Origin of the sequence: Pelagibacterium sp. H642 (assembly GCF_031202855.1) — a bacterium.
Taxonomy (GTDB): Bacteria; Pseudomonadota; Alphaproteobacteria; order Rhizobiales; family Devosiaceae; genus Pelagibacterium.
The window spans coordinates 2,082,262-2,098,415 of sequence record NZ_CP101829.1; the positions used below are offsets into that span (position 1 = coordinate 2,082,262).

Genomic DNA, 16,154 nt, shown 5'->3' on the forward strand with positions numbered 1-16,154 from the left:
GGGGTGTGCGGCGGTTCGTCGAGAGGATGCCGGGCGGCTCCGGTACTTGGTTAGAGGCCAAAACTTGCTCAGACGGTTGCTCGTGACGACACTTCTCATGGCTGTGCCGGGTGCGGCGCCTGCGCTTTCCCAAACATGCGATAGCCTTACTCCAGGCCCCACCGGGCGCGTGGTAGCGATTTCCGATGGGGATACCATCGATCTCGATAGCGGGCTGACCGTGCGGCTGGTGGGCATTCAGGCGCCCAAGCTGCCGCTGGGACGCGAGGGGTTCGAGACCTGGCCGCTGGCGGACGAAGCCAGGGACAGGATCGAAAGCCTCGTCATGGGCAAGACCGTGACGCTCCACTATGGCGGGGAGACGCGCGACCGGCATGGGCGCGCGCTGGCCCATGTGGTTGTCGAGCAAGACGGGGAAGACCTTTGGGTGCAGGCCGAAATGCTGCGCTCGGGACTGGCGCGGGTCTATTCGTTTCCCGACAACCGTTCATGCCTCGATCTGCTTTATGCCGCCGAAGGGCAGGGGCGGGCCGAGGGCGCCGGAATCTGGCGCGATCCCTACTACGCGATCCGCGACGCCGCCCAGCCCGAAACGCTGCTCGAGCGCGAGGGCGGATATGAACTGGTCGAGGGGCGGGTGCTCAATGCCGAGGCGGCGGGCAGCCGGGTCTTTCTCAATTTCGGACGCGTCTGGCGCGAGGACTTCACCGTTGTGATCGAGCGCGCGGGGTTGAGGGTTTTCGAGACGGCGGGCATCGATCCACTGTCACTGGACAATGCGGTGATCCGGGTGCGAGGCTGGATCGAGGTGGATGACGGTCCGCGCATCGAAGTGACGCATCCCGAGCAGATCGAGGTCCTGGCAAGGCCATGAGTGAAAGACAACTGACACGCCGGGCCTTTCTTTCCGGTTCGAGCCTGGTGCTCGTGGCCGCCGTTGCGGGCTGCTCGGGGCTGATCGGGGGCTCGAACATCGCCACGCGCCAGACCAGCGGTTCGGCGCCCGCCGTGCCGGCGGGAACCGACCCCGAGGATGCGGTGATCGGGCTGCGTGAGCATCCGCGCATCATCGCCTCCTATGGCGGGGTCTATGAGCATCGCTCGACCGAGGTGATGCTGGCGCGCATGGTCTCCAAGCTGCTCGCTGCGGCCGGCCAGCCTTCGACCCAGTTCACCATCACCATTCTCGATTCGAGCGAAGTGAACGCCTTCGCGCTGCCGGGCGGGTTCATCTATGTGACGCGCGGCATCCTGGCGCTGGCCAACGACATGAGCGAACTGGCGGCGGTGATCGCGCACGAAATCGCTCACGTGACCCTGCGGCACGCGCGGGCGCGGTCCAACCGGGTGCGGACATCGGAAATCGTCGACCGGGTGATCACCGGGGTTCTGGGCGGGGTGATCGATCCTAACGCCACGGCCGAACGAACGGCGCAGAACCTTGCGGCGTTTTCGCAGAACCAGGAACTCGAAGCGGACCGGGAAGGGATCAAGATCGCGGCGCGGGCCGGGTACGATCCGCATGCGGCGGCGCGGTTCCTGACGGCCATGGGACGGTTCGCCCAATTCGTTTCCGCTTCCAATGGCGGCGAGGATTTCCTTTCCTCGCATCCCTCGACCCCCGACCGCATCCAGCGCGCCATCAACGAGGCGCGCAATTATGGCGAGCCGGGAACCGGGACAACCGACCGGCAGGGGTATCTGACGGCCATCGAAGGCATCACCTTCGGGGATTCCAGCCGCCAGGGTGCGATCGTCGGGCAACGCTATATCAGCCCGCAATACCGACTGACCTTCACCGTGCCTTCGAGCTACACGCTGCAGATGTCGAACCAGGCGGTGGTGGCGGTGGCCGGCGACGGGGCGGCGTTGCGCTTCGACAGCGCGCAGGTGGCCCCGGCGACGCCGCTGGCCGATTACCTGCGCTCGGGCTGGATCGCCGGGCTGCAGCCCGAAACGGTGACGACGCGCGCTGTCAACGGCATTGAAACGGCGACGGGCCGGGCCCGGACCGAGGAATGGCATTTCGACGTTTCCGTGGCGCGGATTGACGGGAACGTCTTCCGCTTCATCTTTGCGGGGCGCGAGGATACGCAGGCTTTCCGGGCCGGTGCGCAGCAAACCATCGACAGCCTGCGGCGCACCCAGGCGTCAGACCTGGCCGCCGTCCGCACCATCAAGCTCGGGCTGGTCCGCGCCGGCGGCGGCGACGATGCCGATACGCTGTCCCAGCGCATGGGCCAGCTCAATCGCGGGCGGGAACTGTTCCTGGTGCTCAACAACCTTTTGCCGGGCGATCCGGTCGAGAACGGCATGCCCTATAAGGTGGTGCGGGTCGAATAGGTGTGGCCCCTCATGAGGGCTCGGCCCTAGCCGTTGGTATCCAATTGTGTGGAATCTGTGGCCGCGTCCGGCTTGCCGCGTAGCCAAATACCGGGGAAATGCTTGCCGCGTTAACGGCTTAGACTGTCATCAAACTAGAATTTGACACCTCCGACTTCGCGGCTAGCATCTTGATCACCGGCGCGTGATCTCAGGTTTTCGGCATCGTCACGCCGGGCTGATACTTGCTGCAAAAGAGTTCATGCAAAAGGAGGAGCTTATGCTCAACAAGCCGCTTGCCCTCACGCTTGCCCTTGCAACTTCGGCGCTGCTGTCGCTGACCTCGGCGGCCTTGGCCGGAGGCAACTACGACAGCCCCGAAGACCACTACAACAATTATGTCTATGAGAGTGCCGAAGAGCACTACGATCACTACAACTATGAGAGTGCTGAAGAGCACTACAATCATTCGACCTATAGCAGCCCCGAAGAACACTACGACAACTATGTGTGGTAGCGCTGGAGATACGGGTCCCAAACTGCGTCCGCTTCACATGCCAGCCGCCTAGAGGGTGGTGCGGGGCAAATGGCCCCGACGGCGACCCCGCGCTTTGCGCGGGGTTTTTCGTGTCTTTTAACTTGATATTCTGACTCATCTTATTATCAAGGCGAGGGAGGACGCGAAAGGATAGCCATGCTCAAAATCGTTTTTGCCCTCTTTCTGGTCCTTCTGCCCACCGTGGCAATGGGTCAGGAGACCCGGACCTTTGTTGACGACCGGGGACGGGAAGTGGACATACCCGTCGACCCGCAGAGGATCGTTTCGCTCGATGATTTGCGGGTTACCGTGCCGCTGCTCGAACTCGGCGTGGTGCCGGTGGCCAGCCATGGGCGCGAGGGCGATGCCGGACCCTATATCCGGGCGGCAAAGCTGGCGACGGGCATCGACTTCGACAACAGCGGCATCGAATTCGTGGGCAGCGACATCAGCGCCGAGGCGGTGCTCAACGTCGAGCCTGACCTGATCGTCGTTTATGGCGGCCGGGACGAATTGCTGAACCAACTCGAAATGATCGCCCCCACCATCGTGCTCGACCCCACGGCCGACGATTATATGGGCATCTATGAAAAGTTAGCCGAGATCACCAACACGCAGGATACGTTGGCGCGGCTCAAGGCGCGTTACGAGACCCAGCTTACCCAGCTTCGGGCGCTGGTGGATACGAGCGAGATCACGGTTTCGGTGATCACGGCCTCGGAAGGGACTATGACCGTGCCCCATACCTTCGGTTCTCTGGGAATCGCGGTGCGCGATGCCGGCTTCCGGGTGCCGGCGCTCATGGACACCCTCGATGTGGGCACCGAGATCAGGCTCAGCGCCGAGCGGATCGACGAGGTCGATGCGGATCTGATCATCGACAGCTATCGCTCCGATCGGGGCGAGGGGCCCGAGGCTGCCGACGAGCGAATGCGGGAAGTGTTCCCGCAATATTGCGATGCGCTCTGGGCCTGCCGGAACGGGCAATATGTGCGTGTGCCGCGCGAGGAATTCTACGCCATTTCCTATTACGGGCTGACGGCTTCAATCTATACGCTCACGGCGTTGATTTCAGCCCAGGAGTTTACGCTGCGCGAGGCCGAATAAAGCAAAAGGCCGGTCCAATGGACCGGCCTTCACATTTTCGGTTGAGCGCCTTCGATCAGGCGGCAGCTTCCTCGGGATCGGCCGCGTCGGCCTTGCCGCGGCGCGGGCTCTTGGAGAGGTTCTTAGTGATGAGCTTGACCGCTTCGGTGAGGGTCAGCTTGTTCACGGCGGCGATCTCGCGGCTCATGCGGTCCATGGCCTGCTCGAAGAGCTGGCGTTCGGAATAGGACTGCTCGGGCTGATCCTCGGAGCGGTAGAGATCGCGGACCACTTCGGAAATGGCGATCAGATCGCCCGAATTGATCTTGGCCTCGTATTCCTGGGCGCGCCGGCTCCACATGGTGCGCTTGACGCGGGCACGACCGGTGACGGTATCGAGAGCCTTGCCCACTTCCTCGGGCTCGGCGAGCTTGCGCATGCCGACGGATTTGATCTTGGCGACAGGCACGCGAAGCGTCAGTTTGTCTTGCTCGAAGGCAATAACGAACAGTTCAAGGGTGAGGCCTGCGACCTCCTGCTCCTCGATGGACTGAATCAGGCCAACACCGTGCGAGGGATACACAATATACTCGCCGGTCTTGAAGCCCGCACGCTGCGTGGTCTTTTTGGTTGCCATATTGGCTACTCCTGTTGACGCCATGACGGACGCATTCATTTTCGGCAGACGCGTCTCGTCACCTTCTCGGATGGCCGCGAACGGCCATTTGTCAGTCATATTGCCCCACAGCCCGGGCCAATATTTCCGGTCAGTTTTGCTGGCTTGGAAGCTGTGTCACAAAAAAGTGCCCTTCGCGGGCACCGGGTTAGCGTGAGGCCGATACGACTGGTTGTGGAAACAATACCACAGTTTGATGACAAAATCAAAAGTTACGAATCAACCGCTCCGGGGCCCTATTGCGGCGCTCGCGGAGACGCAATGACGATATGGTTATAGGTTGGGCGTTTTTCAAGGTTGGGCGCTGTTGACCGCCCGAAACCTGTCACAGGTGATTTGATCACGGCCAGGGATAGGCGGCGGTTTCGATGCCCATGGCGTCGAGAACGGCCACGACTTCGCGGCGCTTGGCGACGACGTCGGGGATGTCGATGGCCCGGCGTTCGGTCACTTCGGCCTCGGTGAAGGGCTGCCAATCGGCGGGCAGGGACTCTCCGGCCCAGGTTTCGATGACGTAATTGCTGACGGCGGCGATTTCGGCGTCCGAAAGTCCCGATCCCACCACGCCAGGGACGTGCATGAGATAGGTGCGGCCCTCATCGAGACCCGCAAAGGCGCCGACCAGGCCGATGAAGTCGGGAATGCCGGCATCGGGCGCGCCCGCTCCGGTCATGCCGTGGCAGCCGGCGCAGCGCAGGATGTAATTGGCGTGGGCGCTGCGCTCCTGGGCCGATACCGGCGCCGCAAGGAGCAGCGCCGGGACCAGGATCGAAATGAGCCAAAGCCTCACTCGGCAAGCCCCACCACGACAGCGACCGTGCAGTGGTAACCCTTGGAGGCGTTGGCCATGCACCAGTTGATGTCGTTATAGAGTCCCATGCGATAGCCGGGCCGTTCGCCTTCGGATGTGAAGCAGAACGAGCCCTCACAGGACGCCTTGCCACAGCAATCATTGTAGGAGACGAGATAGTCGCGGCCATCGTTGGGGTTGGTGCAGGTGCCGACCCAGGCGACCGAGGAGGCTTCCGAGCCCGGCGGGCACTGGGTGATCGAGCCGCCGCAATCATTGCAGAGATTGCCGTCGAGCGCGCAGTAGCGCCAGTAATCGCACTGGGTCTGGTCGCCGTCGGGAGAGGCGCCTTCCTGGCCGAAGGCCATGCCGAAATTGCGGTCATAGGGCAGCATGGGCAGCATGGTGGCGCCCACGACGCCGCCGACGATGGACGCGCCGGCCCTGGTGAGGAAGTTGCGGCGGCCCGTGTGCTGGGCGACGGAGCGGGCCGAATTTTCGGCGCGCCGGTCCATCCAGGCCAGAAGAGAGTCGATCAAACCGTTCATTTTATTGTGCTCCCTTGCGATCAGTTGGCGGGGATGGGGGCGTCGAGATAGTTCTGGATCGAGCCCACGCCCATTTCTGCGGCGTTGAACAGGCTCTCGAGTTGCTCGCGATTGTTGATGAGGCCTTTGGCCTTGATGGTGCCGTGCTCGTCATAAAGCACCGCGAAGGGCAAGCGCGAAACGCGGTAGGCAAGGCCCAGCTCGGTCGAAACCACATAGGGGAAGCCCGAGAGATTGGCGGTTTCGATAAAGCGCTTGTGCTTTTCAACCTCGCCATCGCTGGCCAGCACCACGTCGAGCCATTTGCTTTCATCGGATTTGACCGAGCGCAGGATGGGCAGGAGCTTCTTGCACACCGGGCAGGTGGGCGAGAGGAAAAAGACCAGGGTGGAGCGCGAGGGCTTGGGGCCGATCGAGACCACGCCGCCATTGAGGTTGGGCAGGGTATAGACCGGCGTTCTGTCACCGATCTTGGGGCCGGCGTCGTTGACCAGGGCGCCCATGGGCGAGACGCGCTCGAACAGGACGCCGATCTGGCGGGCCAGGGCGAAGATGACGACGATCAGGGCGAGAACCACCACCCAGAGCACGCCAACGGCAAATATCAATGCGTTCATTTCAATTCATCCAATGTGTCTTGGCCGTGCTCAGCGCTTGAGCGAGAAAAGCGCAGCGTTGGCCAGAAGCTGTTCGACGGCGACAAAGCCGAGCCAGAGCGTGAACCCGGCTCCGATGGCGGCGATGGCGCCCTCAAGGTTGAGGGCGATCGGGGCGAGCAGCGCCGTGACGGCAAAGAGGGCAAGCACCCCGTTGCGGGCGATCAGCGACCAACTCAGGGGCTGGGCCGCGCCGCCGCAACCGCATTCGATCCTGTCGCGGCCTCGGTTGAGGTTGATCGCCATGCCGCCGGCATAGGCCAGCAGCAGCGCCGCCGCGACAAGGGCGCCGACCGGGGCGCCGCCGGGAACCAGAAAGGCGAGGACCACCAGGGTTTCAGCCGCAACGATGGCCGCCGAAACCGGGCGGACCAGCCGTTCGGGCACCAGCTCGTAATCGGCGACAAAGCCGGTGAACTCGGTGAAGTCCGAAAGCTTGTGCCAGGCGGCGCGGGCAAAGAGCAGAGCGGTGAAGGCGCCCGCCGTGCCCGCGAGCAGGGAGGTGAGCTCGCTCATTGGGCCACCGCGATCACTGTCGCCCAGCCGCGCGAATCCACCGAACCTTCATGCTTGAGGACGAATTTGGCCTCGGGGTCGGTCGAGAACATCTCGATTGTGGCTTCGTGCTCGTTGACGGCATAGAGCATGGGGGCTTCGGCATCGGTTGCGGTTACCGAGATGACGCCTTCCACATGGGTGCGGTAGAGCACTTCGTCCCTTTCGACATCATAGGCCCAGATTTCCTCGGACGCGTTCTTGTGGGAGCCGTCATAGGGTTCGGAGTGCATGGTGACGAACAGGACACCGGCCGTGGGGCTGTAGGTGAAAAGGTCGTATCCACCCGGCGCCCAGGCCTCCTCGACTCCGTCGGTGATCGAAACCGTGTCGAGCAGTTCGACGGCTTCGCCGCTGTCATCGAGGGTGATGAGGTCGCCATTGTAGGTGAGGAAGGCCAAGGCATCCTCGACCCGCTTGCCGGCGATGAAGATGGGGTTTTCATCGGGGTCGAAGATGTCCGCGGTCGCGGAGCGCTCCGCCTCGCTGCCGTCCTCGCCCAGATCGAAGGTCGCGATGCTGCCATCGCCGCAGACGGTGGAGAATTTATAGCCTTCAAGGGCCGGATAGATGCCGAAGCAGCCGGGGGTCGGGATCTCCTGGACCACCTCGCCAGCCTCGACATCGACAATGGTGACCGAGGTGGCCGGGGTGGCGTTGAGCACATAGACCAGTGCACCATCGGCGCTCATTTCCAGATAAGGCTCATAGGCTGCGACCATGGCGGCCTTGGCGGGCAGCGGGATTTCCTTTTCGATCGAGAGGGTTTCGACGTCATAGACCTCGAGCACCTGCTCGATATCGCCATGGGTGTAGCGGGCCATGTAGGTGGACTGGCCATAGGCCTTGGTGCCATCGGGCGAGATGAGCATCTGCGCCATGGCGCCGGCGGTCATATTGCCCTTGTAGGTGAGGTCTTCGGCAGACCACACCTGAATGGAGCTGGCGCCGCCCCATTGCTGGGCGTTGGAAAAGATGTTGGGCCCAGGATCGATGGTCTCCTTGACGGTCAGCGTTTCGGACGCGACCGGCTCCGTATCGGCCTGGTCCTGGGCCAAAGCCGGCAGGGCCAGGACAGTGCCCAGCGCCAGCGCCAAAGAAAGGGGTTGCCTCACCATAGGGGTCTCCATTGCAGTCAATGGAGCCAGCTTAGGCAGCGGCGCGAGGACGGCGCTATCCAGTTTGAGGGAGAGACGTGCCTAATATTTACGCATCAATATGGGTTGACTAATTTGTGAGCCGGGCGCTAGCCTTGGTTCGGATCGAGTTTGTGGCCCACTGCCGATGATCACCTTTCACCACGCTGAATATGCCGATGCCTTCGAGCAGGAAGGGGGGCTTGTCGGCTGGGAGCAGCGCTATGCGCAGCTCGCCCCGGGGCGCTATTGCGGGGAGATCGACGCGCTGTCGATGGCGGGGATCACCATCTACCGCGAGCGCATTGGCCTGCCGGTGCTCCAGGAGGTAGTGGCGCCCAAAGACCAGGTTGTGTTCGGGGCAACGCTCAACCCTTCGGCGGACTGGCGCTATAATGCCGACTCCATGGGCGGGGGTAAGATGGTGGTGACGGGCGGCGGGCGGGAAGCGCTGGCCTGCGGGACCGGTCCGTCGGACCTGCTGCTCATCTGCGTGGAGCGAGACCTGATCGAAACCCAACTCGGCCGGCGGGTGGGGCATGATGCGGCGACGGTGCCTGCTTGCCAGCAGGTGGCCGATACGACCCAATGGATGGTCAGCCTTCTTGCCGCCGGGGCGCGCGGTTCGACCGGAGCACTCGAAGAGGCGGTGCTGTCGGGATTGATGCTCGACAGGCTGGCCGGCCTGGCGGGCGCGGCCATTGGAACCGAACCGGCGGTGCCGCAGTCGGCTTTTTCCGTTTATCGGCGAATTCGCGACTTCGTGGACGATCAGGCGGGTGAACCGCTTTCGATGCGCCAGATTGCCGACGCGGTCGGCATTGCCCCGTGCGATCTGCGCTCGGCCTTTTCGCAGGCGGTGGGGATCAGTCCAGGCGAATGGATCAGAAAGCGGCGGCTCAACGGGGTGCGGCGCGAACTGGCAGAAGGAGATCGGCGGACGGTTTCCGAGATCGCCATGAACTGGGGGTTCTGGCATCTGGGACGGTTTTCGCAGTACTACGCCGCCCAGTTCGGGGAAGCGCCATCGGAAACCGCGCAGCGCTGCCGGATGGTGTAGTCAGAACGGCAAAAGCGGCCCCATTTTTGCTCGAGGCTCAGTCGCCTTCACCGGGCTCTTCGGAGAAATATTTCTCGAACTTGCCTTCGACGCCATCCATTTCCTTGGCTTCGGGCAGCTCGTCGCGCTTTTCGGTGAGATTGGGCCAGACCGAAGCGTATTTGGCATTGATCTCGAGCCATTTGTCGAGACCGGACTCGGTGTCGGGCTTGATGGCTTCGGCCGGGCATTCGGGCTCGCACACCCCGCAGTCGATGCACTCATCGGGGTGGATGACCAGCATGTTCTCGCCTTCATAGAAACAGTCGACCGGGCAGACTTCGACGCAGTCGGTGTACTTGCACTTGATGCAATTGTCGGTGACGACATAGGTCATGAGGCAGTCCTGTAAGCTGGCGAGTGTGAGGAATTAGGCCAAGCGAAAGCTTGCTAAACGCTTTTGGGGCGGCTTTCAAGGCGTTCGGATGCCAAGATTTGCCGCAGCTTGCGATCAGGATTCCGGTTTTTCGAGGGTCGGCGAAATATCCTCGTAAAGCGTCGCGGCGACGGTCGCCGAACCGCGCCTGTCGGCGATGCCGGTGATCTTGAGAACCCGCAACCGGCTATGGATCTGGATGGTGAGACCGTCGCCCGGACCGACCCGCTGGTCGGTCTCGACAATCCGCTGGCCGTTGATCCGCACCGCACCGGACTCGATGAGCTTTTGGGCCAGGGTGCGGGTTTTGGTGACACGGGCGTGCCACAGCCATTTGTCGAGACGCTGCCGGGTGGGGAGGTCAGCGGGCATTGCTCGCTCCACTGCCTGATGAGCCCCGGTTTCCCTTCTCCCCTGGTGGGAGAGTTCGAGCCGTCCTTTGGCCATTCGTGCCAGTGGCACGAACGGAGGCGAAAAGGCCATGAGACGGCGCCTGCCCCCGCGAAGGCGGGAGCTCGAATGGCAGGCCGCGAAGCGGACGGATGAGGGGCGCGCGGAGATTACGATACCCTTCCGCCGCTGGTGCTTGTCGAAAGGCTGCGCCCCCCTCACCCCCGACCCCTCTCCCACCAGGGGAGAGGGGGGCTCTTGGAGCAAGCGTTGCGCCAAAAGCGACCTTAAGGGTGGCGGAGCGCTGCATCACTTCCGTGTCTTGAGCGCGGCGAGGGCGGCGAAAGGCGAATCGGGGTCGATCGGCTTTTCGCGGCGTTCGGGGCGCGGACGGTCGTTGCGGTTGTGATCCTCGCGCGGTCCGCCCTTGCCATTGTGATGGCCGGGCTTGCCACCCTTGCCCTTGAAGCGCTGTTGGCCTTCGGGGCGTGGGCCGCGATTGGCGTCGGGCTTGTTGCGCGGGGGCCGGCTGTTGCGCTCGGGGCGACGGCCGGCAGGGAACCAGACCTCGTCATATTCCGGCTCGGCGGGCGTTGCAGCTTCCGGGTCGGCGGGTGCAGCTTCCATGGAGGCGGGTACGGGTTCGGCATTGGCCACAACCGCTGCGGCCTCGGCGAGGGCGGCGTCGGCAATGGGCTCGCTTGACGCGACCGGCTCGACAGCCGCGGCTTCCGCTGCTGCCTCTGCCGGAGCCCCTTCGAGAATGGCTTCGGCTGCTGCCGGATCGGCCAGAGGCTCGGTGGGAGCGACTTCGGCGGCCGGTGCCTTGAGCGTGCGGCGGACGCGGTAACCCAGCGACTTCAAGATCGAGGCGAAATCCTCGCCGGCACAGCCAAGCAGCGATGTCATCTCGACGGTGACGCGGAAGCCATTGGCCTCTGCGGCGCCCTCGGGCGGAGGGGTATCAACCGGACGGTTGGCGTCATATGCAATCAGCGGGCGGATGATGTCGGCCAGGCGCTCGAGAATATCGACGCGGACGATGCGCTCGCCGGCCACCTTGAAGCCCGCGACTTCGTAGAGGCGCTTGTCGAAGCTCTTGTCGATGGGGAACGAGGTGCGGCCCGAGAGGATAATATGGGGCAATTCGGCAATGCCGGGCTGGCGCACACCGCCATGCTTTAAACCCCAAAGGATCAACGCGAGCTCGCGCGGGGCGGGCTTGAGCGTGAGGGGCAGGTAGATGTGGTGGGCGCCGAATTTGACGCCGAGCTTGCGCAATTTGCCGCGCGTGTCCTGGTCGAGGCTCTTGACCTCTTCGGCGATTTCGGCGCGCGGAATGATGCCGAGATTTTCGGCCAGCCGGAAGGCGATGCCGCGCGCGGTGCCTTCGAGCTCGGCGGGCTCCAAAAGCGCGACGATCTGTTCGAGCTGGGTGTTGATGTGATGGCGCAGCCAGAGCGAGAGGCGATCCTCGACCTTTTCGAGATCGGGGCCGGTCAAACTCTCATCGGCCAGGATGATGATGCGGGGGGCAAAAAGCGTCGGGCCTTCGGCCAATTCGGCAACCACCTCGCCGCGCCAGCGGATGACGCCGTCGGTGGTCAGAACGAATTCCTCATTGGGCGCGCCCGCGAGCCGGTCGGCGCGCTTGGCGATTTCCGGGGCAACGACGGAAGAGGCGGCAGAGCGCAGATTTTTGGAATCGGCTTCGCCCTCGATGCGCGAAAGGGTGAACCGGAACCCTTCGATCGTGCCAATGACATGGCCTTCGATCGTGAGTTCGCCATTTTCGGTGATTTGGGGTGATACCATCTGCTTGTCTCTTAGATGACGCATCAGCACACTGGTTCGCCTGTCGACGAAACGGGCGATCAGCTTTTCATGGAGGGCGTCGGACAGGGCGTCCTCGATCGCCCGGGTCGTCTCCTGCCAGTGTGCGGGGTCTTCCAGCCAGTCCCTACGGTTAGAAATGAATGTCCAAGTCCGGATCTGGCGGATCCGGTTGGATAGCGTATCGATGTCGCCGGTCGTATTGTCGCAGAACCTGACCTGCTCGGCAATCCAGTCGGCATCTATCCTTCCGGCTAGGGCGAGGCCGGAAAAAATGCGGGCGACGATCTCGCCATGGGCGGCGGGGGAAATGTCGCGGTAATCGGGGATTTGACAGCAGGCCCAGGCCAGTTCCACGCGCGAGGGAGAGGTGGCGAGCGCGCCTTCTTCGCGGCGCAACAGGAATTCGAGCGCCCGCTGGTCGGTGGCGACGGGAACGCGGGTGAGGCTTTGGTGCTCGGGAATCACCTCAAGACTCGAATGCAGCCGTTGCAGCGAGGAAAAATCGAGATTGCGGCTGCGCCATTGGAGCTGCTTGACCGGCTCGAAATCATGGGATTCGAGGCGCTCGATGGTTTCCTCGTCGAATTCGTCGGTGCCGCCGGTGACCCCAAACGTGCCGTCGCGCATGTGGCGGCCGGCACGGCCGGCGATCTGGCCGATCTCGGCGGGGGTCAGGGGGCGGAACTGGCGGCCGTCATATTTGGAATCGGAGGCAAAGGCGACGTGGGTGACGTCGAGGTTCAGCCCCATGCCGATAGCATCGGTGGCGACGAGAAAATCGACATCGCCGTTCTGGAACAACTCGACCTGGGCGTTGCGCGTGCGCGGGGAAAGACCGCCCATCACCACTGCCGCCCCGCCACGCTCGCGGCGCAGCAGCTCGGCAATGGCGTAGACCTCAGAGGCCGAAAAGGCGACGACCGCCGAGCGGCGGGGCAGGCGGGAGAGCTTTTTGCTGCCCGCCCAGGTCAGCTTGGAAAAGCGTGGGCGAAACTGGATATCGGCATGGGGCAGGAGCCGCCGGATCACCGGCTCCATGGTCTGGGCGCCCAGCAGCATAGTTTCGGCGCGGCCGCGGGCATGCAGTATGCGATCGGTAAAGACATGGCCGCGATCGAAATCGGTAGCGGTCTGAATCTCGTCGACCGCGAGGAAATCGGCGGCCATGTCCGTGGGCATGGCCTCGACGGTGGCGACCCAATAGCGGGCCGCCTTGGGAACGATGCGCTCTTCACCGGTGACCAATGCGACCGACTCGACGCCGGCGCGCATGACGACGCGATTATAGACCTCGCGGGCGAGCAGGCGCAGCGGCAGACCGATGATGCCGGAGCGATAGGCCAGCAGGCGCTCGATGGCATAATGGGTCTTGCCGGTATTGGTCGGGCCGAGAACGGCCTTTACGGCCTGTGAGGTCAAAGAGGTCATCGGCGCTTTTGGGGACAAGGGCAGGGTTATGGTTTGCTTCGCAAGGTGGTGTATCGAAACGGGAAAGGCAATGGCCGGAGCGGCCCCGTCTTTAACGTTTCGAACGAAAAAAGAACAAACGCGAACCGAATCGCGTTCCGAATCGGAATCACGATCTGTTCCCTACAGCATCTAGTGGTGGGATTTTGTGATTCGCCACAAGGGGATAGCGGGAGCTGCGCCAGAGGCAGAAATGGTGGCCGAATCCGTTCACTTTAGTTGCATTTTCGTTAAAGGCGACCCAATCGCGTCAAATGCTAACGAAGTGTGAAAGCAATTTTTAATGCGGTAGTGGCGCCATAAAGGTGGAATGCCCGGAATTGCCGAGGCGAAAACCGTTCGCGTTGGCAAAAAAGATTTTGACCGTATCGGAATGGGACAGGGCAAAGAGGCATGGCAAATCGGCTGGTGGTGATTTCCGGCTGCTCGGGCGGGGGAAAATCGACACTGCTGCGCGCGTTGGCGCTACGGGGCTATGCCACCGTGGAGGAGCCGGGTCGGCGGATCGTTATCGAGGAACAGAGAGGCGAAGGTCGGGCCTTGCCCTGGGTCGATATGCGGGCCTTTGCCGAGCGGGCTGTCGCCATGGCGCGCGAGGACATGGGGCGCATGGCGGGGCAGCAAGGAACGATCTTTTTCGACCGCGGCCTGATCGACGCCGCCTCGGCGCTCGGCAGTGTGGGCGGCGGCACGCTGGACGAGATCATCGGGACCGAACGCTATCATCCCCAGGTGTTTCTCACTCCGCCCTGGCCGGAAATCTATGTCGAGGACAGCGAGCGCCAGCACGGTCTCGAGGCGGGAATCGCCGAATATGAACGGCTGCTTATGGATTACCGGCAGCTTGGCTACGACATCCACATCGTTCCCAAGGGGCCGGTGGAGGAGCGGGCGGATTATGTGATCGAGATGCTGGGGCCGTAGCCGAGGAAATCGGGTACGGCCTTTGCGTCAGACGTCGCAGGTCATCACCGCAGCGCGCAGGGCTTCGGCGGCGGTATCAGGATCATCGGAGCTGGGGATGAATTCCTGGGCCACATAGCCGGTAAAGCCGGTGTCGAGGATGGCGCGGCAGATGGCGGGGTAGAAGAGCTCCTGGGTTTCGTCGAGCTCGTTGCGGCCGGGGTTTCCGGCGGTGTGGAAGTGGCCGAAATAATCGATGTTGTCGGTCAATGTGCGGATCACGTCGCCCTCCATGATCTGCATGTGATAGATGTCGTAGAGCAGCTTGAAATTGGGTGAGCCGATGCGGGCACAGAGTTCGATGCCCCAGGCGCTGTTGTCGCAGAGATAGTCGGGGTGATCGACCTTGGAGTTGAGCAGCTCCATGTGCAGGACAACGCCGCGCTCTTCGGCTGCGCCCATGATCTGCTTGAGGCCTTCGGCGGAGGCCTTAAGCCCATCTTCGGGGTCCATGCCGCGGGCATTGCCGGAAAAACAGATCAGGTTGGTGTAGCCGGCTTCGGCGACCAGATCGATGTAGCGCAGATAGCGTTCGATCAGCTCGGCGTGGTTATCGGGCTCGGCCCAGCCGTCCTCGAGGCTGATTTCGGCGCCGTTGCACATGGAGGAATCCACTCCATGGCGCTGCAGCGTCGGCCAGTCGTCGGGGCCAACCAGATCGATGGCGGCAAAGCCGATCTCTTTGACCAATGTGCAAAGCTCATCGACCGAGAGATCGCCGAAGGTCCAGCGGGCGACCGAATGGTTGATGTTGCCCTTGAGGGTGGTCGGCGCTTCCTGGGCGATGGCGGTGCTCATTGCGCTGTTGCCCGCCACGGCGGCCAGCGCTCCGGCGACGCCGGCGCCGCGCAGCAGCGTGCGGCGGGAGAGGGTGATCGAGCTCATAAAGGGGCTCCTCCTTGTCGGATCGAGGTAAGCGCCTTTGGTTGGCGCTGCACTGCTTCCGGGACCGGGCGTTAGAGCGGGCGTACCCAGATATTGCGGAAGCTCACATCGGCGTCGTGGTCCTGCAGGCTGATCGGCGCGCAGTCGTGAGCCTCATATTGTGGATAGCCAATCCACTCAGTTGGACCCTGCACCTGAACGTGGTTCTGCACCACGACGCCATTGTGCAGCACGGTGATATAGGCGGGGCTGCGGAGCGAGCCGTCCTCGGCAAAGATCGGGGCCTTGAAGATGATATCGTAGCTCTGCCATTCGCCAGGCTCGCGCGAGGCGTTCACCAGCGGAATGTGTTGCTTGTAGACCGAAGCTGCCTGACCATTGACGTAGGTGGGGTTCTCGAAGCTGTCGAGGACCTGGACCTCATAGCGTTCCTGGAGGAACACGCCGCTGTTGCCGCGATCCTGGCTGTCATAGCCCTCGGTTTCGGCAGGCGAGCGCCACTCGATATGTAATTGCACGTCGCAGAAGCTTTCGGTGGTGCGGATATCGCCCGTACCCCGGGCGACGGTGAAGGCGCCGTCCTCCACGGTCCATTCGGCGGGACCGCCATCGACCGATTCCCAGGCGTCGAGATTGGTGCCGTCAAAAAGCACAACGGCGTCGGAAGGCGGCTCGCCTTCCGGGGTTTCGACGGTTCCGGGGACCGGCTCCCAGATCTCGGTCACTTCCGATTTCTGGCCGTCGGTGGGTTCGGCCTCCTGGGTGGGGGCTATGGCGGTCGTGCTCAAAAGGGCGGCGCCCGACAAAATGATGTGTTTGATCATGGAATAT

General features: G+C 62.9%; 17 protein-coding genes. 6 read left to right on the top strand and 11 right to left on the bottom strand.

All coding sequences use genetic code 11. The annotated features are described in order from the left end of the window. The first annotated feature begins 82 nt into the window (after positions 1 to 82). From NO934_RS10245 to NO934_RS10260, 4 genes are all read left to right on the top strand, one after another. A complete protein-coding gene (locus NO934_RS10245; protein ID WP_309159863.1) occupies positions 83 to 874 on the top strand; it encodes a thermonuclease family protein in 792 nt (263 codons plus the stop codon). Beyond that, positions 871 to 2,343, top strand: coding sequence for a M48 family metalloprotease (locus NO934_RS10250; RefSeq protein ID WP_309159864.1), 1,473 nt, complete (start codon positions 871 to 873; stop codon positions 2,341 to 2,343). Before NO934_RS10245 ends, NO934_RS10250 begins: the two co-directional genes overlap by 4 nt. Before the next feature lie 259 nt (positions 2,344 to 2,602). Continuing rightward, positions 2,603 to 2,839, top strand: coding sequence for a hypothetical protein (locus tag NO934_RS10255; RefSeq protein ID WP_309159865.1), 237 nt, complete (start codon positions 2,603 to 2,605; stop codon positions 2,837 to 2,839). A gap of 177 nt (positions 2,840 to 3,016) precedes the next feature. Next, positions 3,017 to 3,967 (top strand): ABC transporter substrate-binding protein, encoded by a 951-nt coding sequence (locus NO934_RS10260; protein ID WP_309159866.1) that lies wholly within the window; start codon positions 3,017 to 3,019, stop codon positions 3,965 to 3,967. A 55-nt stretch (positions 3,968 to 4,022) separates the two neighbouring features. Here NO934_RS10260 and NO934_RS10265 read toward each other — a convergent pair whose 3' ends face one another. The 6 genes from NO934_RS10265 to NO934_RS10290 all read right to left on the bottom strand — a co-directional run bounded on the left by NO934_RS10265 (position 4,023) and on the right by NO934_RS10290 (position 8,289). After that, a complete protein-coding gene (locus tag NO934_RS10265; protein ID WP_309159867.1) occupies positions 4,023 to 4,583 on the bottom strand; it encodes a CarD family transcriptional regulator in 561 nt (186 codons plus the stop codon). Between the two features lie 379 nt (positions 4,584 to 4,962). Beyond that, positions 4,963 to 5,412 (bottom strand): cytochrome c, encoded by a 450-nt coding sequence (locus tag NO934_RS10270; RefSeq protein WP_309159868.1) that lies wholly within the window; start codon positions 5,410 to 5,412, stop codon positions 4,963 to 4,965. After that, positions 5,409 to 5,960 (bottom strand): methylamine dehydrogenase light chain, encoded by a 552-nt coding sequence (locus tag NO934_RS10275; protein ID WP_309159869.1) that lies wholly within the window; start codon positions 5,958 to 5,960, stop codon positions 5,409 to 5,411. Before NO934_RS10275 ends, NO934_RS10270 begins: the two co-directional genes overlap by 4 nt. Before the next feature lie 20 nt (positions 5,961 to 5,980). After that, positions 5,981 to 6,577 carry a methylamine dehydrogenase accessory protein MauD gene (gene mauD / locus NO934_RS10280; RefSeq protein WP_309159870.1) on the bottom strand — a complete coding sequence of 199 codons (597 nt, stop codon included), beginning with the start codon at positions 6,575 to 6,577 and terminating at the stop codon, positions 5,981 to 5,983. A 30-nt stretch (positions 6,578 to 6,607) separates the two neighbouring features. Beyond that, positions 6,608 to 7,132 carry a MauE/DoxX family redox-associated membrane protein gene (locus NO934_RS10285; RefSeq protein WP_309159871.1) on the bottom strand — a complete coding sequence of 175 codons (525 nt, stop codon included), beginning with the start codon at positions 7,130 to 7,132 and terminating at the stop codon, positions 6,608 to 6,610. Next, positions 7,129 to 8,289, bottom strand: a complete 1,161-nt coding sequence (locus tag NO934_RS10290; RefSeq protein WP_309159872.1) for an amine dehydrogenase large subunit — start codon at positions 8,287 to 8,289, stop codon at positions 7,129 to 7,131. The genes NO934_RS10285 and NO934_RS10290 overlap by 4 nt, the downstream gene beginning before the upstream one ends. A gap of 166 nt (positions 8,290 to 8,455) precedes the next feature. Here NO934_RS10290 and NO934_RS10295 point away from each other — a divergent pair, with 166 nt between their 5' ends. Further along, a complete protein-coding gene (locus NO934_RS10295) occupies positions 8,456 to 9,367 on the top strand; it encodes a helix-turn-helix domain-containing protein (RefSeq protein ID WP_309159873.1) in 912 nt (303 codons plus the stop codon). A 37-nt stretch (positions 9,368 to 9,404) separates the two neighbouring features. Here the strand turns inward: NO934_RS10295 and fdxA are convergent, their stop codons facing one another. The 3 genes from fdxA to NO934_RS10310 all read right to left on the bottom strand — a co-directional run bounded on the left by fdxA (position 9,405) and on the right by NO934_RS10310 (position 13,436). Continuing rightward, on the bottom strand, positions 9,405 to 9,743 hold the full coding sequence (fdxA, locus tag NO934_RS10300) for a ferredoxin FdxA (protein ID WP_309159874.1): 339 nt from the start codon (positions 9,741 to 9,743) through the stop codon (positions 9,405 to 9,407). 114 nt (positions 9,744 to 9,857) lie between these two features. Next, positions 9,858 to 10,154 (bottom strand): RNA-binding S4 domain-containing protein, encoded by a 297-nt coding sequence (locus tag NO934_RS10305; protein ID WP_309159875.1) that lies wholly within the window; start codon positions 10,152 to 10,154, stop codon positions 9,858 to 9,860. A gap of 327 nt (positions 10,155 to 10,481) precedes the next feature. Then, complete coding sequence (locus NO934_RS10310) at positions 10,482 to 13,436, bottom strand: helicase-related protein (RefSeq protein ID WP_309159876.1); 2,955 nt, start codon at positions 13,434 to 13,436, stop codon at positions 10,482 to 10,484. 432 nt (positions 13,437 to 13,868) lie between these two features. Here NO934_RS10310 and NO934_RS10315 point away from each other — a divergent pair, with 432 nt between their 5' ends. Beyond that, entirely contained in the window at positions 13,869 to 14,399 is a 531-nt protein-coding gene (locus NO934_RS10315) for an AAA family ATPase (RefSeq protein WP_309159877.1), read from the top strand. A 27-nt stretch (positions 14,400 to 14,426) separates the two neighbouring features. Here NO934_RS10315 and NO934_RS10320 read toward each other — a convergent pair whose 3' ends face one another. Beyond that, complete coding sequence (locus NO934_RS10320) at positions 14,427 to 15,323, bottom strand: TIM barrel protein (RefSeq protein ID WP_309159878.1); 897 nt, start codon at positions 15,321 to 15,323, stop codon at positions 14,427 to 14,429. A 71-nt stretch (positions 15,324 to 15,394) separates the two neighbouring features. Continuing rightward, on the bottom strand, positions 15,395 to 16,147 hold the full coding sequence (locus NO934_RS10325) for a DUF1080 domain-containing protein (RefSeq protein ID WP_309159879.1): 753 nt from the start codon (positions 16,145 to 16,147) through the stop codon (positions 15,395 to 15,397). Positions 16,148 to 16,154 lie beyond the last annotated feature (7 nt).